18 protein-coding genes and 1 riboswitch are annotated in these 22,459 nt (G+C 46.0%); of the genes, 9 read left to right on the top strand and 9 right to left on the bottom strand.

Annotated elements, in window-relative coordinates; translation table 11 throughout:
• The first annotated feature begins 290 nt into the window (after window positions 1-290).
• From ASG33_RS12970 to ASG33_RS12950, 5 genes are all read left to right on the top strand, one after another.
• Window positions 291-1,496, top strand: a complete 1,206-nt coding sequence (locus ASG33_RS12970) for a hemolysin family protein (RefSeq protein ID WP_056285482.1) — start codon at window positions 291-293, stop codon at window positions 1,494-1,496.
• Between the two features lie 60 nt (window positions 1,497-1,556).
• Entirely contained in the window at window positions 1,557-2,177 is a 621-nt protein-coding gene (locus tag ASG33_RS12965; RefSeq protein ID WP_056285479.1) for an ABC transporter ATP-binding protein, read from the top strand.
• Between the two features lie 18 nt (window positions 2,178-2,195).
• Window positions 2,196-5,654: a gliding motility-associated C-terminal domain-containing protein gene (locus ASG33_RS12960; protein WP_056285477.1), complete on the top strand. Its 3,459-nt coding sequence runs from the start codon at window positions 2,196-2,198 to the stop codon at window positions 5,652-5,654.
• Window positions 5,655-5,730: 76 nt separating this feature from the next.
• Complete coding sequence (locus ASG33_RS12955; protein ID WP_056285474.1) at window positions 5,731-6,180, top strand: DUF4920 domain-containing protein; 450 nt, start codon at window positions 5,731-5,733, stop codon at window positions 6,178-6,180.
• Between the two features lie 70 nt (window positions 6,181-6,250).
• Complete coding sequence (locus tag ASG33_RS12950) at window positions 6,251-8,029, top strand: SGNH/GDSL hydrolase family protein (protein WP_056285471.1); 1,779 nt, start codon at window positions 6,251-6,253, stop codon at window positions 8,027-8,029.
• A 1-nt stretch (window position 8,030) separates the two neighbouring features.
• Here the strand turns inward: ASG33_RS12950 and ASG33_RS12945 are convergent, their stop codons facing one another.
• The 4 genes from ASG33_RS12945 to argS all read right to left on the bottom strand — a co-directional run bounded on the left by ASG33_RS12945 (window position 8,031) and on the right by argS (window position 11,830).
• A complete protein-coding gene (locus ASG33_RS12945; protein WP_056285468.1) occupies window positions 8,031-8,924 on the bottom strand; it encodes a 1,4-dihydroxy-2-naphthoate polyprenyltransferase in 894 nt (297 codons plus the stop codon).
• A 26-nt stretch (window positions 8,925-8,950) separates the two neighbouring features.
• Entirely contained in the window at window positions 8,951-9,334 is a 384-nt protein-coding gene (locus tag ASG33_RS12940; protein ID WP_056285465.1) for a DUF5618 family protein, read from the bottom strand.
• A gap of 77 nt (window positions 9,335-9,411) precedes the next feature.
• Window positions 9,412-9,969 (bottom strand): glutathione peroxidase, encoded by a 558-nt coding sequence (locus tag ASG33_RS12935; RefSeq protein ID WP_229238632.1) that lies wholly within the window; start codon window positions 9,967-9,969, stop codon window positions 9,412-9,414.
• An 82-nt stretch (window positions 9,970-10,051) separates the two neighbouring features.
• Entirely contained in the window at window positions 10,052-11,830 is a 1,779-nt protein-coding gene (gene argS / locus ASG33_RS12930) for an arginine--tRNA ligase (RefSeq protein WP_056285459.1), read from the bottom strand.
• Window positions 11,831-11,958: 128 nt separating this feature from the next.
• Here argS and ASG33_RS12925 point away from each other — a divergent pair, with 128 nt between their 5' ends.
• On the top strand, window positions 11,959-13,542 hold the full coding sequence (locus tag ASG33_RS12925) for a hypothetical protein (protein WP_229238631.1): 1,584 nt from the start codon (window positions 11,959-11,961) through the stop codon (window positions 13,540-13,542).
• Between the two features lie 5 nt (window positions 13,543-13,547).
• On the opposite strand, the gene pyrR is transcribed toward ASG33_RS12925, so the two are convergent.
• Entirely contained in the window at window positions 13,548-14,087 is a 540-nt protein-coding gene (gene pyrR, locus ASG33_RS12920; RefSeq protein ID WP_056286515.1) for a bifunctional pyr operon transcriptional regulator/uracil phosphoribosyltransferase PyrR, read from the bottom strand.
• Between the two features lie 66 nt (window positions 14,088-14,153).
• Between pyrR and pth the strand changes: the two genes are divergently transcribed.
• Window positions 14,154-14,714 carry an aminoacyl-tRNA hydrolase gene (gene pth, locus ASG33_RS12915; RefSeq protein ID WP_056285456.1) on the top strand — a complete coding sequence of 187 codons (561 nt, stop codon included), beginning with the start codon at window positions 14,154-14,156 and terminating at the stop codon, window positions 14,712-14,714.
• A gap of 559 nt (window positions 14,715-15,273) precedes the next feature.
• On the opposite strand, the gene ASG33_RS12910 is transcribed toward pth, so the two are convergent.
• Complete coding sequence (locus ASG33_RS12910; RefSeq protein ID WP_056285451.1) at window positions 15,274-16,662, bottom strand: OmpA family protein; 1,389 nt, start codon at window positions 16,660-16,662, stop codon at window positions 15,274-15,276.
• Window positions 16,663-16,735: 73 nt separating this feature from the next.
• On the opposite strand from ASG33_RS12910, the gene ASG33_RS12905 reads away from it, so the two are divergent.
• Window positions 16,736-17,620: a DMT family transporter gene (locus tag ASG33_RS12905; protein WP_056285446.1), complete on the top strand. Its 885-nt coding sequence runs from the start codon at window positions 16,736-16,738 to the stop codon at window positions 17,618-17,620.
• Here the strand turns inward: ASG33_RS12905 and ASG33_RS12900 are convergent.
• Both ASG33_RS12900 and treA read right to left on the bottom strand, forming a co-directional pair.
• The gene (locus ASG33_RS12900) at window positions 17,617-18,408 is read right to left on the bottom strand and encodes a PhzF family phenazine biosynthesis protein (RefSeq protein WP_056285441.1); all 792 of its coding nucleotides are present in this window, start codon (window positions 18,406-18,408) and stop codon (window positions 17,617-17,619) included. The genes ASG33_RS12905 and ASG33_RS12900 overlap by 4 nt on opposite strands.
• Before the next feature lie 122 nt (window positions 18,409-18,530).
• Window positions 18,531-20,081 carry an alpha,alpha-trehalase TreA gene (treA, locus tag ASG33_RS12895; protein WP_056285436.1) on the bottom strand — a complete coding sequence of 517 codons (1,551 nt, stop codon included), beginning with the start codon at window positions 20,079-20,081 and terminating at the stop codon, window positions 18,531-18,533.
• Window positions 20,082-20,313: 232 nt separating this feature from the next.
• A riboswitch (SAM riboswitch) is annotated at window positions 20,314-20,421 on the top strand.
• A gap of 156 nt (window positions 20,422-20,577) precedes the next feature.
• On the opposite strand from treA, the gene metX reads away from it, so the two are divergent.
• Complete coding sequence (metX, locus tag ASG33_RS12890) at window positions 20,578-21,627, top strand: homoserine O-acetyltransferase (protein ID WP_056285431.1); 1,050 nt, start codon at window positions 20,578-20,580, stop codon at window positions 21,625-21,627.
• 21 nt (window positions 21,628-21,648) lie between these two features.
• On the opposite strand, the gene ASG33_RS12885 is transcribed toward metX, so the two are convergent.
• A complete protein-coding gene (locus ASG33_RS12885) occupies window positions 21,649-22,419 on the bottom strand; it encodes a glycerophosphodiester phosphodiesterase family protein (RefSeq protein ID WP_056285428.1) in 771 nt (256 codons plus the stop codon).
• Between the last annotated feature and the right edge of the window lie 40 nt (window positions 22,420-22,459).

Below are 22,459 nucleotides of genomic sequence, written 5' to 3'. Positions count from 1 at the left end.
GTATCTTTGAATCTGGTGACAGTAGCAGTCGCCTTTTCTTTATTTCTTCTTTTCTAAATGAACTCAAAACTTTCCAGAACCATACTTTTGGCACTTGCGCTCGGATTTTTGGTTGTGTGGGTATTGGAATTTCGTAGGGCAGGATTGTTTGAGAGCTACTGGCTTCTGCTGTTGAGCATTGTTTGCTTCCTCGTTTTTCAATTCAGCAGATTGAAGGCTGCCGCAGCAGGCAAGCCTGAAAAAACAGATACTCCCGCCCCGCAGGCTAAAACGCGTACAACCGCAAAAAAATGAACACAGTTTCGCTGGCTTTTACTATTGTCTCTTTCATTCTTGCAGGCTATTTCGGCGCGGTCAGGTCGGTGTTGCTCGATATTTCCATTGACCGTTATTCCTTTCGCCACGAGAAAACCGAGCAGGTGATCCAGACGCTCTACTGGCGGCGGATATTGCGCATGATCCGGTTGCTAACCGTCGCATTGGGTTGTTTTGCAGCCGTAATCACCATTTATCCTTATCTCGCATTGCATGCAGGATGGCAGGAAGTGCTGCTCGTTGCCGGGCTCTTTGCTGCATTGGTTTGCATATGGATGTTTTGTTATACTACCTGGGTCAAGGTTGGCAGGAGCTTTCCTAAAATACTTGATCTCTCCGCTTTTCCGGTCCGGTTCGGGGAGTGGCTGATGACGCCGCTATACTGGCTGGTTGAGCCTTTTGTGAAAGAAAATATCCTCAATGCTTCACTGCGCGACGATATCGTTTCGGCTGATGATCCTGATTTTGACGATCACAGCATCGAAGAAAGAATGTTTATCAATGCATTGGACTTCAAGGATCTCAGGATCAGGGATTGTATGATACCGCGGACCGAAATATCCGCCGTGAATGTGAATGCAACCATTGAAGACCTACGGACTGCATTTCTGACCAGCGGGCATTCGAAAATTATCGTACATAAAGAATCCGTCGACGAAGTGTTGGGTTACTGTCACGCACTGGCGCTATTTAAAAAGCCAAAGGAGATCAGTAACATAATCACGCCTATCATGATCGTGCCCGAAGCAATGCCCGCGCGCGACCTGATGCTCCGTTTTCTGGAAGAAAGAAGGAGCCTGGCACTGGTAGTCGATGAATTTGGCGGTACTTCCGGACTGATCAGTGTGGAGGATGTGGTTGAACAGATATTCGGTGAGATACAGGATGAATATGATACCACAGAAGACTGGACTGAGCGCCAGCTTGACGATGATAGCTACATCCTGAGTGCGCGCCACGAGCTAGATTACCTCAATGAAAAATACGGCTGGGAGCTTCCCGAGGGCGATTACGATACCCTCGCGGGAATGGTAATCCATTACTACGGCGATTTGCCAGACGTAAATGAAACCGTGAGTATTCCTCCTTATTCTTTCCAGGTCGTTTCCATGCAGGATACCCGCATTGAGCTGGTCAAGCTTACGATTGAGGAGAAACATAAAAAAGGAGATAAAGCCTGATCTGCTGCGACAGTGCTTTTACAGTCAAAACAAATTTAACAAAAGCCGAATACCTCAATTGTGCAGATATCTGTTGAAAATCTGGGTAAAAAGTTTGTAAAGGAATGGATAATCCGAAAGGCAACATTTGAACTTTCGGATGGACAGATGTATACATTCGTCGGCCCGAACGGAAGTGGCAAATCTACACTTCTTCAACTACTTACCGGCATGGTGCCCGCGTCGGAAGGCAGTGTTACTTACACCGACAATGCAGGAAAACCGGTTGAAACCGACCATTGGTACAAGCACCTGGTACTGGCCGCACCTTATCTTGAACTAATCGAGGAATTCACGTTGCGGGAGCTTGTGCAGTTTCATATCAAATTCAAGCCGTTAAAAAATGGACTTACGGTTCAGGATTTCGAAGAGATCATCCAGCTGTCACACGCAAGTGGCAAAGTGCTCCGTCATTTTTCTTCGGGGATGAAACAGCGCGTAAAGCTCGGACTGGCATTTATGTCCGATGTACCCATTATTTTCCTGGATGAACCCACCACGAATCTTGATGTGAGCGGCATTCAATGGTACCTTGATCATATTACCAAATACACTCAGGACCAGCTCGTTTTGCTGGGTTCCAATGTGAAACAGGAATATGAATTCTGCGAAAATATCATCTCGGTTTCTGCGTTCAAGTAGAACACTGGCACTTCTTCTATGCACAAAACTTTACGGCTGATCCTGGTATTGTTATCGGTCCTTGCCTTTGGGACAGGAAAATCGCTGGCCGGCGGGATGTATTTCATCGAAAACCGCGGTCAGTGGGCTGCCGATATTCTTTTCCGCGCGGAGATTCCGGGAGGTTTCCTGTTTCTGAAAAGCCAGTCAATGGTTTATGTGCTGTACGATGCTTCCAAAGTTGCAAGCCTGCATGGTAAAGCGCCTGTAAATTCGCCGGTTGCGAAAGGGAATGCACTTGATCCTTCCATGATACCTGCTCACGGGGTCGAGGTTTTGTTTGAAAACGCGAGCAATCAAGTAAAGCACACACCGAAAATCGCGGTCAAAACGCAGTTCAGCTATTTCTTAGGGAAAGATGAAACTAAATGGGCCAGTGGTGTCCGCGGGTTTGAAGAAGTTTTATATGAGAATATCTACCCTGGCATTGACCTGCGTGTATATCTCCACCGTTTGAAACTCAAATACGAGTTTGTCGTCAGACCTAATGCCGATCCATCGCTGATCAGATTGAAATACAATGGGGCACAGGAAGTTACACTCAATAATGATAAGCAGATTCTCGTAAAAACGTCGGTCGGGCAATTCAAAGAAGCAGCGCCTTATTCATTTCAGACGGTCCGTAACAAAGCGGTAGAGGTACCTTCTGCATTCCGGCTATCGGGCAGCACAGCTGAATTTATTCTCCCAAATGGTTTTGATAAAAAACTGCCGCTGACGATAGATCCGGAGCTTATTTTTTCAACTTATTCTGGTTCCGTTGCCGACAACTGGGGGCACACTGCTACTTATGATGCACAAGGAAATCTGTATTCCGGAGGTACGGTGTTCGGGGCTAACTTCCCGGCAACAGTTGGCGCATTTCAGACGAAATTTGAAGGTTTGGTTGATGTTTCGATCCTGAAATTCACACCCGACGGAAGCGGCCTCGTTTTTGCCACATTCCTGGGCGGGGAAGATACCGATGTGCCGAATAGTCTGATTGTCAATTCTAAAAACGAGCTGTTGATCCTGGGTACAACATCTTCCAAAAATTTCCCGACGCGGGTCAATGCATTTCAAAGGGCTTTTGGCGGCGGTACACCCAGTATACCTATCTCGGGCCTCGACATGGCCAATGGAGCTGATATCTTTATATCAAAACTGAGCGCAGACGGAAAACAGCTCTCCGCTTCCACTTACCTGGGAGGCAATGGAAACGATGGGGTAAGTAACAGCCCCGCATTCACCATCCGAAACTACGGAGATACTTTTCGTGGTGAAATCGTGGTAGACCAAAGCGATAATGTGCTGGTGGTTTCGTCAACAGGCTCCGGTAATTTTCCATTAAAAAATCCGGTACAAAACAAACTTAACGGATCGCAGGACGGAATTGTGTCTAAACTCGATCCCGGCCTGAGCACCCTTCTGTGGAGCACTTACCTGGGGGGCGAAAAGGCTGACGCGGCACATTCATTGAAATCGCTGCAAAATGGAGATATCTATGTAACAGGATCTACCAAAAGCGCACAGCTGACCACCAGCGCCACTTCTTACCAAAAAATGCTAAAAGGCACCGAGGACGGATTTGTGGCAAGGTACAATGCAGACAAGCTTTTAAATATCACCTATATCGGTACCGACAAAGAAGACGGCGCATATCTGCTCGATACCGATGCCGGCGGAAACGTTTTTGTGTACGGGCTTACGACCGGCGACTATCCTGTCAGCGCAGGTGTTTATAACAATGCAAAAAGTGGCCAGTTTGTCCATTCACTTGACGCGTCACTTTCCAAAAGCAATTTTTCCACAGTTATCGGCTCCGGCCGGGGCGCACCTGATATTTCTCCTACTGCTTTTCTGGTCAGTGAGTGCGGCAACATTTACATAGCGGGCTGGGGTGGCAATGTAAATAACAGCACCAATAATAATCCGCTTAGCAGCACCGTAGGACTTCCTGTTACAGAAGACGCGATTCAGCCTGTCACTAATGGACATAATTTTTACATCGCTATCCTCGAACAAGGCGCGAAGTCGCTTTTGTACGCTACTTATTTTGGCAGCCAGAGCAACACGCCGGGTATTCAGGGCGACCACGTGGACGGCGGGACAAGCCGGTTTGATAAAAACGGAACGATTTACCATGCGACTTGCGCTTGCGGCGGCAGCCATTTTCCTGTAACACCACAAGCGTGGTCGGAAACGAATAATAGTAATAATTGTAACAATGCAGCATTCAAAATAGATATCGATCGGTTGAAGGCTGATTTCGATGTGTACTCGGGCAGCTCCAAAAATGTACTCCGTGGATGTGCGCCATTGTCGCTGTCTTTCGTCAATACCAGTGAAGGTGGCATTGATTATATCTGGGAAGTGGGAGGCAGTACAATCTCGCGGGAAGATGATCAGGCTGAATATGTTTTTACAAAACCAGGTGAATACAAAGTCACACTTAAAGCGTACAACCGGCTGAGTTGCAAACGTATCGATATTGCAGAAAAAACGATCATAGTAGAGACGCTCAATGCGAAATTGACGGCTGATACGGCTGTTTGCGAGAATTCATCCGTACAATTACTCGCACAAGGTGGTACGCAATTCAAATGGTCTCCGGCCACCGGACTAAGTAATGCTTCCATTGCCAATCCGGTTGCGATTGTAAAAGAAACCACCGAGTACAATGTGGAAATCAGCAATGCAAGTGGTTGCAAGGTTGATAAGAAAGTAAAAGTGTTGGTAGAAAAGAAAAACGATTTCGTGGAAATGGCGGATACGGAGGCGTGCCAGGGAGCGAGTGTGGTACTTACGGTATCCGGCGAAGCAACCCGGTACCGCTGGTTACCCGTAAAAGGACTGCCCGAAACAATCGGGAAAACGGTAACTGTAAAGCCCGAGGAAACGACAACGTATGTTGTTGAAGGAACTTATGCTGACGGTTGCCGACCAGTGCGTGAGATAACGGTGAAAGTGGATAAAGCGCATGCGCCTGATTTCGAGATTGTCACTTCCGGTGGCGCATGCAATGAACCTTTTAGCTACTCACTGTCCAATAAAACGCGCAATGCAGCCCGCTACGAATGGAACCTTGGCTTTGGTAATACAATCACCGATGAGCAGGTGGGAGAGTACCAGTATGAAACACCGGGAGAATATACGGTTGTGTTGACCTCCTACAATGCAGCCGGCTGCCCGCTGACAACATCCAGGAAAGTAAAAGCGTCGCCTCCATTTACGCTGACTAATGTGATTACGCCAAATGGGGACGGTAAGAATGACACTTTCATCGTGCCGGTATCGCCCGCTTCGCTTGAAGTTTTCAATCGGTGGGGGAAATCGGTTTTCAAAGCAGCCGACTACAAAAATGACTGGGGTAAAGGAATCGGCAACGGGACTTACTTTTACGTGGTCGATACGCCGCAGGGAAATCACTGCAAAGGCTGGGTGGAGGTTCTGGAATAAACGGATTTGTACATTCGTGGTAAGTTGTAGTACATTTGAAATCAGGTAATTATTTGATCATTTAATATTAATTAAAATGAAAAAACTATTCATACTACTATGCATGACAGTAAGCAGCTTTGTAGCCAGCGCGCAATCTGCAAACACTTTTGGAAAAGAGATCAATGATAAAAAGGCGATAGAAGCGAGTGCATTGCCAGCTAAAATGGGCGATAAAACGGAGATGGAAGCGAAGGTAAGCGGCACAGTTGAGTCGGTTTGTCAGGTGAAAGGCTGCTGGATGAAAGTGAAGCTGGATAATGGGGAGACAATGCGCGTGATGTTCAAGGATTACGGTTTTTTCGTGCCCAAAGATATTGCTGGTAAAACCGTCGTTTTCGAAGGAGAAGCTCAGAAGAAGATGGTACCTGTTGAGCATTTGCAGCATTATGCGAAAGATGCCGGTCAGAGCAAAGAGGAAATTGCCAAAATCACCGAACCAAAGCAGGAACTTACATTTATTGCCGATGGCGTGCTTGTGAAATAGTTGCCCGATATAGAAAAGAAAATGACCGGTGGGTACTTTGTAGCAATACAAGTACCCATTTTTTGTGTTTATGAAAATCAAGCTCCTTATCCCTGCTTTCGTTTGCTATTGCTTTGCCCTGCAAGCTCAAAATTTAAAAACCAGTTGGTGGAATCCGCAGAGCGCGTCTTTTCCGGTCATTGAAGGTCAGGCTTGGCCTGCGAAGGAGTTGAAAAATCCTTATGACAGGTTACCTGCGAAAGCGGAAAAGCAGGTGAGGGAAGCAATTTGGGGATTGTCAAACCAATCTGCCGGATTGATGATCAGGTTCCGGTCGAACTCTTCCGAGATCAAGATAAGATATACCGTCGGCGGTAAACATGCATTGCCTCACATGCCGGCTACAGGCGTGAGCGGCGTAGACTTGTATGCGGTCAGCAGCGACGGCGCATCGAGGTGGTGTGCGGGGAAATATGCATTCGGCGATACGATTACCTATACTTTCAGGGGACTGGAACCTAATGATAACTACCACCAGAAAGGACGGGAGTACCGGCTGTTTCTGCCACTTTATAATAATGTGAAATGGCTGGAAATAGGGGTACCGGAAGGTGTTGTGTTTACTCCGCTGCCTGTTCGGCCCGAGAAGCCGATCGTTGTATATGGTACCTCCATTGCGCAGGGAGCCTGCGCGTCGCGGCCGGGTATGGCGTGGACTTCCATTGTCGGCCGGAAAATGGACAGGCCACTGATCAACCTCGCGTTTTCGGGTAATGGCCGACTGGAAAAGGAAGTGGTGGATCTGGTGAATGAGATTGACGCCCACATTTTCATTTTAGACTGTTTACCCAACCTGACAATCCGCCCAGACTCCAAGATGCCCGTTACGGCGGAGGAAGTTCGTGACAGGATATTGGCTACTGTTAAATCACTGCGTCAAAAACATCCGCAAACTCCCATTGCACTCGCCGAGCATGCGGGCTATACCGATGAAGACATAAATCCGGAAAGCAAGCATTTTTATGAAGAGGTGAATGTAATCCTGAAAGCTGCGTTTGCCAGGTTAAAATCAGAAGGAATTGCGAATCTTTATCTGATCCCAAAAAAGGACTTTGACCAGGATATTGAAACAACCGTGGACGGAACGCATCAGACAGACTTAGGTATGATGCGGTATGCGGAAGGTTATGAGAAGCACTTGCGCAGCATCTTACATGAGTATACCGGTGAAGCTTCCACAACAAAGCCTATCACCCAACTTCGCGAGCTCAATAATTATGACTGGGAAGTAAGGCACCGGGAAATACTCGAATTAAACAAGAAATCGGCACCTGAGACTATTGTGATCGGCAATTCTATCACGCATTTCTGGGGAGGCTTGCCAAAAGGTCCGCGTGCTGTGAGCGATGCTTCGTGGAACGACACTTTCGGGAAGAATTCACGTAACCTGGGCTACGGCTGGGACCGCATTGAAAACGTACTCTGGCGAATATATCACGGCGAGCTGGCCGGGTTCAGTGCCAAGCAGATTTTTGTGAACATTGGTACAAATAACCTTCACCTGAATACAGATGCGGAGATCGTGGAAGGCTGGAAGCTGCTGATCAAGGCATTGAAATACCACCAGCCTGATGCAAAAATTACGATGCTGGGGATTTACCCGCGGAGAGACCAGGAGGCCCGTGTCGCTGCATTAAACGAACAGCTTGCACAACTGACTGGTGAGGAAAGTGTAGGTTATATGGATCCCGGAAAGGTGTTTCTGACATCCAGCGGAAAAATAGATGAAACACTGTTCAGCGACGGCCTGCACCCGAATGCGAAGGGTTATACCTTGCTAGGGAATGCAATTAAGCAGTACATGAAATAGCTTACAGTACTACGCCAATGCCAAACAGGATTACAAAAAACAAGGTTGAAAGCGCCATTTGTTTGAGGTAGGGGTCAAGTTCCTGTGCTTTCTTCAACGTGGAAATTGCCAGTCCATTCCTGATAAATAATGGGAAGCTGAGCAGGAACAGCAGGTTTTGTAACCCGGAAAAATGAAGGTATGTATAAACCGACACGCAGAGCATCCCTGTAACCAGGATAAACCAGTGATAAGCTATTGCTTTTTCACGTCCAAGCCGAACGGGAATTGAGTTCTTGCCTGTGGCTCTGTCGGAATCGATATCGCGAATGTTGTTGATATTCAATACGCCCACTGCAAATAAGCCGCAGCTGCTTGCAGGAAGTAAAAGCGACCAGTCCCATAAATGCGTGTGCAGGTAGCTGCTTCCGAGTACGCCTACCCAACCGAAAAAGATCAGCACGGATAAGTCGCCAAGTCCCACGTAGCCGTAGGGCCGCTTGCCGGCAGTGTAGGTAATCGCTGCAATTATGCAGGCCACACCAACTCCGAAGAATACCCAGAATGCGCTCTTTGGTGCATCGTTCAATGCGATTACCAGCAGGGAAATGCCGGATATCAATGCCAGCGCAGAAAACCAGATAATCGCTTTCAACATCAAAGAGGCCGTAATGTGGCCGGAATGAACAGCACGGCGCGGACCCTCGCGTAAATCGGTATCTTTTCCATTTACAGCGTCACCATAATCGTTGGCAAAATTGGAAAGTACCTGTAAAATAATGGTGGTAAGTACGCTCAATGCAGCAACCGACCAATGGAAATTTCCCGTTGAAGCCGCCAGGAAGCAGCCCATGATAATGCAGGATAATGACAGAGGTAACGTTCTTGGCCGGGCGGCCTCAATCCAGGGGTTCATTCTAGGTAATAGATTGTTGGGAAATGCTAAGCCTCGGCTTTTGTCTTTTGCTCGGCCCAGTTAATGATTTTTTCTGCAAGGTACAGGCCATCTGCTGAAACACTAGCTCTCAATATTCCATCGTAGCTCATGGAAAGATGGAGAATGTCATATACTGCCATAAAATCAGATAAAATCTTTTTGTCGAGTGAAGCCAGTTCCTTCTGGTACCATTCCAGGCTCTTTCTCGTTTTCTTCTTCTTTTCTCCTAAAATGCTGTCAAGAGCAACAAGCACGCCGGCGTAAGCAGTGTGTCCCGCCATCTTTACATATTTTCTATCTTTATAATAACCGTCCTCTTTTTGTGCTTTCTCGCTCAGTATCGCTTTTGCATTTGACAGATAGCGTTTGGCTTCGATAATATCTTTCATGTTAATGTGTGTTTGATTTTGATGGAGAAGGTAATGCGAGCTGCCGATGTAACACTGGCAGCTCGCATTTTGGAATATTAAATTCCGACAGATTTCAAAAACTCAGGATCTGTTGGCAATACTTTTGAAGCGAAGAAGTTGGTCAGCTCGCCATTTTCATTAATAACGTACTTGCAGAAATTCCAGGTTGGTACTTTGTCATTCCAGCCGTTCAATTCTTTTGTGCTCAGCCACTTGTAAATAGGCGCCTGGTCTTCTCCCAAAACAGACACTTTCTCAAACATCGGGAAAGTAACGCCATAAGTAGCGGAGCAGAATGTCGCGATTTCTTCGCTCGTACCTGGTTCTTGTCCGCCGAAATTATTAGCCGGGAAGCCGAGTACAACCACTTTGTCGCCATGCTCTTTGTTGAATTTTTCCCAATCAGCATATTGCTTGGTGTAGCCGCATTTGGAAGCAACATTGAGTATAACCACCTTTTTACCTTTGTACTTGCTCAAATCCACTGTTTTCCCGCCAACCAGTGATTTTACCTTGAAATCGTAGAGTGTTTGTTTCGCAGCTTCGTGTGTAGCAGGACGCGATGCGGTTTCACTTTTATCAGCAAACAAACCGCCGATCAGAGATGTAATCATAATTAAAATCGATTTAAGAAAGCTCATATTAGTTTTGGTTATGGTTTATACAAATCTATCAATAAACGCGTGAAACTCAGCTTTACATACGCTCCGGAACTTCTATTCCCAATAACCCTAAACTTTTTTGAATTGTTTCCGAAACAACCTGCGATAATGCAACCCTGAAACGAACTGCGTCCGGATTTGGATCGGAGAAAATGGATACCTCTGCATAGAACTGGTTATAAACTTTGGCCAGCTCAAATGCATATAGCGAAATAATCGACGGGGCAAACTCGCTTGCTGCTGACGTCACCTTGGACGGAAACTGGGCCAATGCGAAAATCAGCTCGCGTTCCGACTGGTGCATTGCGTAATCGGGGCTTGGAATAACCGCTTCAATACCCGCTTGCTCCGCCTTTCTCATAATGGAGCGTATCCGGGCGTAAGTATATTGAATAAATGGCCCCGTGTGTCCCTGGAAATCAATGGATTCGGCCGGGTTAAAGAGCATTCTCTTCTTCGGATCCACTTTAAGTAAAAAGTATTTCAGCGCGCCCATTGCCAGCTGGTTATAAAGCTGCTTCGCTTCTGCACTGTCAAAATCGTCTATCTTTCCCAGTTCCTGGGTGCGGTCGGCGGCTGTCTGGATCATCTCTGCAATGAGATCATCTGCATCCACTACGGTTCCCTCACGGGATTTCATTTTACCCGATGGCAGGTCGACCATTCCGTAGCTGATGTGGTAGCAACCTTCCGAATAGGTTCTTCCCAGCTTTTTCAAAATCGCAAAAAGAACTTTGAAATGGTAATCCTGCTCGTTGCCAACTACCCACAGATAGCGGTCGTTATGAAAATCGCTGTTTTTTAGCTCGGTTGTTCCTAGATCCTGTGTGATATAGACAGAGGTACCATCGCCACGGAGTACCAGTTTCTCGTCCAGACCTTCGTCTGCCAGGTTAATCCAAACAGAATTGTCGTCTTTGCGGTAAAAAACTCCTTTTTGCAGCCCCTCTTCGATAATATCTTTTCCTAGAAGGTAAGTATCTGATTCGTAGTATGTTTTATCAAATGTTACGCCAATCTTTTTATAGGTTTCTCCAAAACCTGCATAAACCCAGCTGTTCATTTTCTGCCAGAGCGCAACGGTATCTGCGTCGCCTTGTTCCCACAACAGCAATATCCGCTGGGCTTCCAGCATCCAGGGCGCCTTTTTAGCAGCTTCCTCTTCCTTCATTCCCTGCCCAACCAGCTCCTGGATCTGCTTTTTATATTCCTGGTCAAACTTTACGTAGTATTTACCAGCCAAATGGTCGCCTTTGATCCCGCTGGATTCCGGCGTTTCCCCGTTTCCAAGCTCACGGTAAGCTAGCATTGACTTGCAAATGTGAATTCCACGGTCGTTTACAAGGCACGTTTTGACGATATCGTAACCACTCGCTTTCAGTATCCTCGACAAGGAATCGCCCAGGAAGTTGTTTCTTAAATGCCCCAGGTGCAGGGGTTTATTGGTATTCGGGGAAGAAAATTCGACCATAACCGACGCGCCGTTCGAAGGCGAAGTGCCATAGTCAGGATCGCTTTTCATCTTTTCAAGCAGGTCGAGCCAGGTTTGATCCTTTAAGCTGATATTAAGAAACCCCTGAACTACATTGAAGCTCTGTACCACAGAAGAGGCTTCAACAAGCGATGCGCCGATGATTTGTCCGATCTCGGCAGGCGCTTTGCGGGTTGTTTTGGTAAGCGGGAAGGTTACGAATGTATAAAAGCCCTCAAATTCTTTTTTTGTTGGTTGCAAAATGACTTCCTCAACATCAATATCGAAATGCTTTTGGATCGCTTTTTGGATATCGTCTTTTAATATAGCTTCAATTGTCATGAAAAATGGTGTAAGCGGAAGTGTGCTCCTGAATGCCGGGACGCATTTCCTGTCGTTTTTATTTGAATGAAAATATTTCTTATATTAATAGTGATGTTATCTTTTTTGATGCAAAATTAGGGTAAATATTGAAGAGAGTTACACCCCACCAGGAAGAAGTTATGTCCAATTACCTGCTTCGTTTTTTCCGGACAAATATACTGCTGCTTATTCTTCTGGCTCCATTCACCGGCGCGTGGGCGCAGCTCCACCAGTCTGATCGGTTGGAGATCCCGACCAGTTCTTCTACCTCGGAGCAATTTGAAGTATTTAGTCTGGGTGAAAAAGGTATTCTCTCCGTAATCCGTGGGGATGAATATTCGAGCAGTCGCAATGAGAAATGGAATTTTGTAAAGTACGATACAACGCTGAAAGTACTCTGGCGGACTGCTTACAAGCTTGATTTCCGGTATATCCCTGTCATGGCGTACAAGGGAGAAGAGTCGGGATACTGGCTTTTCGCAGAACCGGATACCGACAAGTTCCTCTTCTTGCAACTTAACTTCAACGATGGGTCCATTGATACGTTCAAAGGAAACCTGTTGTCTGGTGTGGATGTGCAGCAGTTCAAAGTTATCGGCAGCAAAGCGTTGGTTTCCGGCTACTATCGCTCCCGGCCCGTGGTGATCGTCCATTCCTTTTTCGACCATACCACCCGGGTCTTACCCGGGCTCTTCGAGAAAAATACTGAGCTGAACAATGTAGATATCAATGAGATCGACGGCTATATCAATGTAATTACCTACGCTTACCGGAAGAAAAACTGTGTTTTCGAGATCAAAACTTACAATTATGACGGGAAGTTTTTAAAGAAAACAACATTAAGCGACCCAAGATACAGCTTCATTTCAGGACAAATTGTGCCACTTAATTCTGACGATTCTTACCTGATTGGAAACTATTCAGTGGGCTGTACCCAATACTCTCAGGGTTTGTATGTTACGCACATTGAGGATGATACGCCCAAAGAAGCGCAGTTTATTGAATTTTCTGATCTGCAAAATTTCTTCAATTACATGAAACCGAAACGTAGGCAGCGCGTTTTGGAAAAAATTGGTAAAAGAAAGAGTCTAGGCAAGGAAAACCGTTTTCGGTACCGCCTGCTGGTTCACGAGCTGATCCAGACACCCGAAGAAATCGTGCTGGTTGCCGAAGTTTACTATCCCAATCAACGTTCATCTAATCCGATTATCTCCGGTGGCATTACCCGTCCTTACATTTCCCGCTCGCTGGAAGGCTATCGGTACACGCACGCAATAGTTTGCGGGTTCGACAGGAATGGAAAGTTTATGTGGGACAACACGATCACCATTAAAGATCTTACCAGCTTCGATCTGCAGGAAATGGTGCAGGTAACGCCCGTTGACGATTATTTTGTGCTCGCTTATCCACAGGAAGGTGAAATTCACACCGAGGTGATCAACCGGGACAAAGTGGTGGTGGAAACTGAAAAATTCAAGATTAACCCGAAATCGGAGAAAGAGAAAGTGCTCAATAATGAAGACGGCTACCTGTCGCCTTGGTACGGCCAGTATTTCCTTGCCTACGGAATGCAGCGAATCGGTACTTCAACGATAGGGCAGGGCAGGGAGGTTTTTTATGTCAACAAGCTGACTTACAATACAGAAGAGATCGGAAAAGTGGGCTTGAAAGAAGCTTCACGCCCACGCTGACTTATCTAGTCTACCAGCCAGATGTGGTCCTGTTCAAAACCTTGTTCTTTCCATTCAACTTGAACACGCTGGCTCTCAACTGTACTTACTTTCATTCCCGCATAGTCTGGACCAAGAGGCAGCTCGCGATTATAGCGGCGATCAATCAATACCATTAGCTCAACCACTTTTGGCCGGCCAAATGCAGTCATTGCGTCCAGTGCAGCACGTACCATTCTGCCGCTGGCAAGAACATCGTCAATCAGGATCACTTTTTTGCCCTCGATCAAAAACGGCACATTGGTTTTATTTGGTACCAGTGGCGACTCTCTTCTTCTGAAATCGTCCCGGTAGAATGTAGCATCCAGGTAACCCAATGGAATATTCTTCCCTGTTCTTTCGCGCAGCTCGGCAACAATGCGCTCGGCAAAGTAGATCCCGCGCGGCTGCAGCCCCATTACCACCGAATTGGAAAAATCCTGGTGGTTTTCAATCAACTGCTGGCACAACCGGCTGATCATGATTTCCAGCAAAGGGCTACTTAGTATCAATCGTTTTTGGGGCATCATGTATTTTCCCTGAATTTTAGCCTAAATTAAGTGCTCTATTACGAAATCAAAAACTTTTGACAAATGAAATACCTTATTGCCGGATTGGGAAATATCGGTCCGGAATATGCTTTTACCCGGCATAATGTCGGATTTATGGTACTGGACAGGCTGGCTGCGCAGCACGATTTTAAGTTCAGCTTTGAGAAGCTGGCGTTTGTAGCAGAATGGAAATACAAGGGTAGGCAGATCTATTTTATCAAGCCCACAACATATATGAACCTGAGCGGAAAGGCTTTGCGGTACTATATGGACCAGTTCAAAGTCTCTGCCGAAAACACGCTGGTGATTGTTGACGAGCTGCAACTTCCGTTCGGTACATTGCGTATCAAGCCCAAGGGAAGTCACGGCGGGCACAATGGTTTGAGAAACATCGAAGAATTGCTCGGCTCGTCGGAATATCCCCGGTTGCGCTTTGGGATAGGTAACAATTTTCCTCGCGGCAGGCAAGTAGATTATGTGTTAAAGGCTTTTTCCCCAGAGGAAATGATCGAATTACCGATATTCCTGGACAAGGCTGGCGACATGGTTACTACTTTTTGTACTTTGGGAATACAATCGGCAATGAACAATTATAACCAATGATTGTACATTTTTAAGAAAATATAATTATTTCAAGATTATAGAATATTTGGTTTTTTTCTATTTATTCGAAATAATATAAAATACTACCTCTCGATAAAAAGATAAAGTTGCAAAAAGGAGGTTAAAATTGATATTTAATTCCCAATAAAATTTTGTTGCCGTAAAATCAACAACTTTGTAATTTCAAAATTAACGCTGATATTTGTATCACGGTTGGCGGAGGTTAAAATTGAATTAAACCATGATGCTAATCGAAATTGTTTTATATTTGTATAAATAAAACAAGAATATGCCTTCCTCAGTGTCAGGCAGCTATAAAATGAGATGATACAGAGGATGTCAGCGCGTTGTTAAAAACCAGGATTGATCTTTTTACCATTAAAAACCGTAAAAGTGATTAATCATCAAAAAAGGGAGTAGCATTAACAACGACATTACTTTAGATATGCAACCCGCTCGCAGGATCTTTTATTAACTGCAAACGGTTTAAGATATAAAAGAAAAGAAAAGGTTAAGGGTTTAGGAATAGTCAGTATAAAGCCATCTCAATGAGATGGCTTTATCTTTTTACAGGCTCCGCCCAAATGTCTACCCGACGGTTCGAGCGCTTGTCTGTCTCCGACCTGTTCACCCGCTTCGGCTGTGCCGAGCCGTAACCGTTTCCTTCTATGCGGTCTGCCGGAATTCCTTTTCCGATCAAATGCGTTTTTACCGTTTCTACCCGCTTATTGGATAGTTCAAGGTTCTTCTCAAAATTCCCGGTATTGTCCGTATGGCCTTTCAAAAGGATCTTTAAGCCAGGATGTTTTTGAAAGTAGCCGGCAATGGAATCCAGGTCAGTCAGTGACTGCCCGTCTATTTCTTCCGTTCCCTGGTTGAAGTACAGTGTTGTTAATGGAGTGGTGTAGGTTTCCGGTGCCAGACTGATCAGCGACTTGATTTCCTCATACCTATTGGTGGTTTTGACGGCTACACTCTTGCTTTGAAACCCGTCTGCACGTGCCGAAATCCGGTAAGACTCGTACGGAGTCAGTTCAAAATTATAAACTCCTTCTACCGTTTTAGTCTGCGCAACCAGAGAATCGTTGTCCGACTTTCTTACCATTACCTCCGCATCATGTACAGGTTTGAGGTTGCGGCCGTCGTAAACTTTCCCCGTAACCAGCGAAAGGTTTTTGTTCCGCCCTGGTTTTTCTGCCACCTTTTCCTCCGGCTGAGGAGCAGTTTCTTCCTCCTTTGCAACTGGCTCTTTGAAGGTTTTGCTGATCGTCTGGTAGCTTCTCCTTACAAAAACAGGCGTCATCACACGATCATAAACACGGATCAATGCAATGGAGCCTGAACTGGCTTCGTGGTTGGCAACCAGGTCATCCTGAAAAAAGTTAAGTACCTGGTCCTGGTCCAGCATTCCCTCACTTCCGGGATCTTTGAATTCCAGCTTCGACTGACCATTGATGTACATCTTGATAGTCTTGGTATCGAAGTCACGCGAGTACACATAATGCACATACTGATTGGCTCTCACCGGAGCTTTCTCACCGATCGCGTAATCGTAGAAATTCAGTTTCCCGTCATAGATGTAACTTCCGTAATCGCTTTTGCGGTTTTTAAAATCGAGAACCCGCTTCCAGCTGTCGAGCTCCGTCATTTTGAAATATATCTCGACAGTAAACGATTTGCTCAGAAATCCCTTCGCTTCCGTATTGTTAAACTGTAATCCGCTGTTGTTTTCAAATTGATAGATCGTGCGGTTGAGGTAATCGGAGCCGGGGATCTTTTCTTTGATGTACTGCCCTGGTTGCCCAAGTACTTTCAATGCAGGTCCGCCGCTTTCAATCGGATTCAGCCCATTGTTAAAGTCGTACGTCCATTGATTCTGGGAAAATGCAGGAGTGCACCAGCTTGTCAGAAGAAATGCGAAAAGCAGTACATTTTTTCGAGTAATCATGCTCAAAAATATGAAAAGTGCCGGCGGAAGCCGAAATGCATCCTGTATTTTTGATCCATAATCTGTTTCGTGTGTGAAAAATATAGGTATTGGTCTTCTTTTTTCCATTTTGTGGTCCTCAGCCTCAGTTGCAACCAAATTCGGGGTGCAATCTGCTCCTCCTTTGGTGTTGGCAAACGTGCGCTTCTTTATTGCGGGCATTTTGCTCCTTTCATTTTCTTATGCATTTGGCAAAGGTTCAACCTACCGCATGCCGAATAAAAAAGAATGGAAGCAATTGGCCGTCTTTGGTTTTTTGAATACAACGTTATACCTGGGCCTCTACGTGTGCGCAATGAAATATACCGCTGCCGGCATAGGTAGCCTGGCAGTGTCCACCAATCCGCTGATTATCGTTTTGCTATCATCGTGGTGGTTAAAGCGCAAGCCGCAGAAGGAAGAGTGGCTCGGGATTGTGCTGGGAATGGCGGGGATCGGCATTGCTACCTATCCTTTGCTGGCAGACAGCTACACGACTGTCGGAGGAATAACGCTGCTGCTGATCAGCATGGTAGCAGTATCCGCAGCCAGTGTTTACTACGCATCTGTCAATTGGGAGCTGCCCAACTTGCTGATCAACGGCTGGCAGGTTTTCATTGGCGGCATATTGTTATTGCCCGCAACATTTCTGCTCAGCGATCTGTCAGCAACTGTTTATGACAAAGTTTTCTGGGGCTCCGTTTTATGGTTGAGCCTGGCGGTATCAATCGCAGGGTTGATCTGCTGGTTCTACCTCTTGCGCATTGATACCGTCAAGGCTTCATTGTGGCTGTTTCTCTGTCCCTTGTTCGGTTTCTTCTTCGCCTGGTGGTTGATGTCCGAGCCGATTACAGGCTATACCATAGCCGGAACAATCCTTGTAATTGGCGGATTGTATGCGGGACAACGAACAAAACTTTCAGGAAAGCGGGCGGCTTAATCGTCGACCAGAATTTCTCCTTTGAGGTACAATTTCGCCTGGCCGCCAATGTAAACACGGTCGCCGTCGAGCTCGCATTTAAGATAGCCACCTCTCTTGGAAAGCTGCTTGGCGACCAGCTTGTTCTTTTCAAGCTTCTCAGCCCAGTAAGGGATAAGGGTGGTATGCGCCGAGCCAGTGACCGGATCTTCGTCAATACCAGACTGAGGTGCAAAGAACCTTGACACAAAATCCACATCTTCACCCGGCGCGGTCACGATAATGCCTCTTGCAGGAATAGTAGAAAGAATAATGATGTCAAAATCCAGATTGCGCACGATATCTTCTGACTCGACAACGACCATGTAATCTGTTTTTCCTTTATAAACTTCCAGCAGATGCGTCGTGTTCAGACTTTCTGCCAATGCCGGAGGCGGTACTGCCACATGGTATTGATCTGCCGGAAAATTAAGTGTTAGCCAGTCTTCTTTGCAATCCACGCGCAGCTCGCCGCTTCGTGACTGAAATGATATCGTATAACCCTCGTAATTCTGAATATTAAAAATCACATAGGCAGTAGCCAGTGTCGCATGCCCGCAAAGATCAACTTCTACCGAAGGCGTAAACCAGCGGATATGAAAGCCATTTTCAGTAGGAATGTAGAATGCAGTTTCAGCAAGATTGTTTTCTGCTGCTATATTAAGCATGGTTTCGTCCGGCAGCCATTGCTCTAATGGAACAACTGCGGCAGGGTTACCTCCAAAAAGTTTATCGGTAAAAGCATCAATCTGATATATAGGGAGTCTCATCGGGGTTGGTCGTGTTAGTAATACAAGGTATTAAAAAAATATGCTATTGAAAGAAGGTCTCAGGCTAAATTTTCAATATAATTTATTGGAATGATATAAATTATTTTATGCCTGAACCGCGTCTATCTTTTCTTGTTTTTCATTCTCAAATATACTCCGTTTGTCCAGCCGAAACCTTCCTGAACTTCATATTCACCGCCGCCTGCAATCAAATTGGTGTTGGACACATTGTATTTTTCAAGCATTTTTCCTGAATGTTTAAACTCCTTTTCGATCAGACCAAGCCACTCGGCAGACAGTTCATTGGCAGTCCGGTGAAAGTTGTAATTCCTTAAACCTTTATAGGCAATCCACTGCAATGGAGCCCAGCCATTTGGCGCATCCCACTGCTGTCCTGAGTTCAATGTGGTAGTCAGCAACCCGCCTGATTTCAGAAAGTTGAGCCTGATGTAAGCTCTTACATAATGTGAATTCTGCTTGGGCGCGAGTTTGAAAAATAGTGGAAATGTTCCGGCCAGCGTAACGGCTTTTGTGAAACTTTGTTTTTTAAAATCGTAGTCCATATAAAAATTCTTCTCGGTATCCCAGGAATACAGCTGGATTGCCAGCTTACGATCGATGGCTTTTCCGGTATAAACCTGGTGCAACGTAAGATTGCCACTCAGCAGGTAAGCTTCGGCAAGTGTTTGTTCCAGGTAATACATCAGACAGTTGAGGTCGATCGGTATAATGTCGGTAGTGTGGATAGTTGAAAAGTCATTTTCATTTGAAAACCACCTGCTGCTGAAATCCCAGCCCGATTCAGCTGCGGCGCGGATGTGGCGGTAAATCTCTTCGGGCGCGGTCCCGTGATTTTCCTTTGCATGAGCCGCAAGTTCCACATCTTCGCGGTAAGATTCCGGTCTCGGTGCCGCCTTGTCATCCCAGTACCTGTTCAGCTTCATTCCGTTGGGAAGGTATACCAGACGGCGGTAGGCTGTAAACGGTTCGCCGGTGCTGCTGCCCGAATCCATCCAGTAATCGTACTCTTTCTGCATTTGAGGCAGGTACCGCTTCAACACTTTCTTGCCTTCCATTTCACTGAAAAGTCTGACCATCAATGAAAAGAACGGTGGCTGGGACCGGGACAGATAATAGGTCCGGTTGGCTGTGGGAATGTAGCCGAAGTTGTCGATGAGGTAAGCAAAATTATCTATCATGCTTTGAACCAGATCCGTTCGTCCGGCCTCTTTCAAGCCCAGTAATGTGAAGTAGCTGTCCCAGTAATAGATCTCCCTGAACCGGCCGCCCGGAACCACATAAGAGTAGGGCAGTGGGATCAGTGAGCCGCCGCGTTCCTGGCTCTCCGGTTGCCTCGTCAGCACGGGCCACAGCCTCCTGATATGTTCCGAAACAGAAGCATTTTTATCCGCCTGAAAAGTCAATGCGATATGAGCAGGCAGACGAAAATACTTTTCCACAAATCCTGCCATATCAAAATCAGCAGCGATTTTCTCCCGGTGATAACGCTCTATAATCAACACCGGATCTTCAAGCGGGATCGCATCTGCGAAGGTTTTTGAGTCCGGGAAAATGTGACTATTCTGTACGTCTTTGAAGAGGGTACCGTAAAGATCCTCCGGTGAAACATGGGACTGTCCGTAAGTAAAAGCAGGTGCAATAAAACCGTACAAAACAAACTGATTTTAAAGGGTTAATACGCTAACACTGGCCCAATAACATCATTTTTGAGCTCCAATGCACTTCTATTTGCTATAAAAATTCAACGAGCTGACCTGTGCTTTTGTTCCTTCCGGCCCATAAAACCAGCTTGCCGAGGCCAATAGAATTTGGTAGTTTGTTTGCATTTTCCCGCGTCCCGGCTTAATATTGTACCATCAAGTCAATTGCTCCACCAAAGCGGTTGATTTATAAAGAAGAGGCGAGAGAATGGGCTCAATGAACCTCTGGCAACCTGCTACCAATGTGGAGAAAGGTGCTAATTCCCACCTAATTTATTAGGAGATATAAAATCAATTCGCGTGTTCTTACAGTTAGAAATTTCCGTAAGCCGAATGGCTTTATTCTCGCACCTGCAACTGAAAGGAATTTTTCAGATGTATTAGTCACTATGTTTTTTGTCAAAAAAGGTGACCTTACTATTTTGTACTTAACTGTGCTTGCGCACCTATGCAGTCGGAACAAAAAATATTCAAACATCCCTATCCTTATTCCCTGGAAATGGGCGGCGAACTGGCCGGTTTTGAGCTATCATACACTACCTACGGAACAATCAACCCGGAACAGAACAATATTATCTGGATCTGCCACGCACTTACCGGCAGCTCCAATGCAGCCGAATGGTGGGACGGGCTTGTAGGCGATGATAAATATTTCAACCCCTCAAAGGATTTCATAGTTTGTGTGAATGTGCTGGGCTCCGCATATGGTTCCACCGGGCCTCTTTCGGTAAATCCCAAAACACAGAAACCTTACTACCGGGATTTTCCTGTGATTACCGTCCGCGACGTCGTTGGTGCCATGGACCTGTTGCGACAGGAGTTGGGTATCAGGAAAATCAAGATCTGTATCGGCGGATCGCTGGGCGGACAGCAGGCGCTTGAATGGGCGGTTGAAGTTCCCGATTTGTTTGAAGAGCTGGTACTGATTGCTTCCAATGCATTGCATTCGCCCTGGGGAATTGCCTTTAACGAATCCCAGAGAATGGCGATTGAGGCAGATCCTACTTTTAAAGACGATCATCCCGAAGCAGGCGCTATGGGAATGCGGGCAGCCAGGTCAATCGCATTGCTGTCTTACCGCAATTATGACACTTACAACTTTACCCAGGCAAGAGATAACCCCGACCAGATCGACGATTTCCGGGCTTCTTCCTATCAGCAGTACCAGGGAGATAAGTTTGTGAAGCGTTTTAATGCATATTCCTATTGGGTTTTGTCCAAAATCATGGACTCGCATAATGTAGGCCGTAACCGCGGCGGGATTGTGCACGCGCTGGGTCTGGTGAAAGCCAAAACGCTCGTGCTCGGAATTAAGTCCGATCTGTTATTCCCGCTTTCAGAGCAGCAATTTTTGGCCCGCCATATTCCTGACGCAGTTTTCCAGGAGATAGATTCGCTTTATGGTCACGATGGTTTCCTGATTGAGTACAAGCAGCTTACGCAGGTAATCAGGGCGTGGCAGGAGACAAACGGACAGTTGGAAATGGCTAAGATCTAGCCATTTCCAAGTCGTATTGTGTTATTTTGAAATGCTGAGCAGCAATTCAGGTTCGTTGGTAGTAATGTAATCCACATCTTTTTCCAGGAACCATTTCAATGCAGATTCGTCGTTTACAGTCCATACATTCGTAGTCAGCTTCTTCGCTTTCATCGCAGGAATGTAATCCTCGTTTTTCTTATAAACATTGTAATGGTAGTCGATTCCGTCCAGTCCGGCTGCGGCGATTTCATCCGGCGTTTTATCTCCGTTTAAGTATTCCACGTGCGCTTTTGGTGCGAGTTCCTTCACTTTTTTACATACATCAAAATCAAAGGCGATGTAGTCGGTGATCTTCTCGACTTTCAGCTTTTTCACCATTTCTACGCATTTGGCAGTCAACGCAAGTGATCTTTCCTTGCCCATTGAAGAGGTTTTGATTTCCAGGATCAGCCTCGTTTTCTTCTGTTTCGCGCCAGCCTTCAGGTAAGCTTCCAGTGTGGGTAGCGACTCGCCGTTTTCCAGCTTGATCTGCGACAATTCGCTCGCATTGGTTTTTTCAACATGGGTACCTTTAATGGAGTGATCGTGCAATACGAAAAGTACAGAGTCGGCTGACATATGCACATCAAACTCGCTTCCATAGCAGCCGAGTTTGATCGCGTGCTCCAATGCACCAATTGAGTTTTCAGTAGCGCCGGTATGCTTCCATGCGCCGCGGTGAGCGATCACCTTGTTCTTGTTTTGTGACATTCCTTCAAATGCAGTCAAGCTCAAAAAACCTGCTGCAAGCATAGCAAATACTTTCTTCATTTTGTAAAAAATTAAACTGAAATAACTGGAAATACAAGTA

Origin of the sequence: Dyadobacter sp. Leaf189, from assembly GCF_001424405.1 — a bacterium.
Lineage (GTDB): Bacteria > Bacteroidota > Bacteroidia > Cytophagales > Spirosomataceae > Dyadobacter.
This window is presented reverse-complemented; position numbering and strand designations above follow the sequence as displayed.

Bases quoted from the DNA above. Each gene is read 5' to 3' on its own strand.
- ASG33_RS12970 (WP_056285482.1), top strand. From the start codon at position 291: ATGAACACAGTTTCGCTGGCTTTTACTATTGTCTCTTTCATTCTTGCA.
- ASG33_RS12940 (WP_056285465.1), bottom strand. From the start codon at position 9,334: ATGAAAGATATTATCGAAGCCAAACGCTATCTGTCAAATGCAAAAGCG.
- ASG33_RS12900 (WP_056285441.1), bottom strand. From the start codon at position 18,408: ATGAGACTCCCTATATATCAGATTGATGCTTTTACCGATAAACTTTTT.
- ASG33_RS12955 (WP_056285474.1), top strand. From the start codon at position 5,731: ATGAAAAAACTATTCATACTACTATGCATGACAGTAAGCAGCTTTGTA.
- ASG33_RS12945 (WP_056285468.1), bottom strand. From the start codon at position 8,924: ATGAACCCCTGGATTGAGGCCGCCCGGCCAAGAACGTTACCTCTGTCA.
- pyrR (WP_056286515.1), bottom strand. From the start codon at position 14,087: ATGCCCCAAAAACGATTGATACTAAGTAGCCCTTTGCTGGAAATCATG.
- ASG33_RS12910 (WP_056285451.1), bottom strand. From the start codon at position 16,662: ATGATTACTCGAAAAAATGTACTGCTTTTCGCATTTCTTCTGACAAGC.
- ASG33_RS12950 (WP_056285471.1), top strand. From the start codon at position 6,251: ATGAAAATCAAGCTCCTTATCCCTGCTTTCGTTTGCTATTGCTTTGCC.
- pth (WP_056285456.1), top strand. From the start codon at position 14,154: ATGAAATACCTTATTGCCGGATTGGGAAATATCGGTCCGGAATATGCT.
- ASG33_RS12935 (WP_229238632.1), bottom strand. From the start codon at position 9,969: ATGATTACATCTCTGATCGGCGGTTTGTTTGCTGATAAAAGTGAAACC.
- ASG33_RS12960 (WP_056285477.1), top strand. From the start codon at position 2,196: ATGCACAAAACTTTACGGCTGATCCTGGTATTGTTATCGGTCCTTGCC.
- metX (WP_056285431.1), top strand. From the start codon at position 20,578: ATGCAGTCGGAACAAAAAATATTCAAACATCCCTATCCTTATTCCCTG.
- argS (WP_056285459.1), bottom strand. From the start codon at position 11,830: ATGACAATTGAAGCTATATTAAAAGACGATATCCAAAAAGCGATCCAA.
- ASG33_RS12885 (WP_056285428.1), bottom strand. From the start codon at position 22,419: ATGAAGAAAGTATTTGCTATGCTTGCAGCAGGTTTTTTGAGCTTGACT.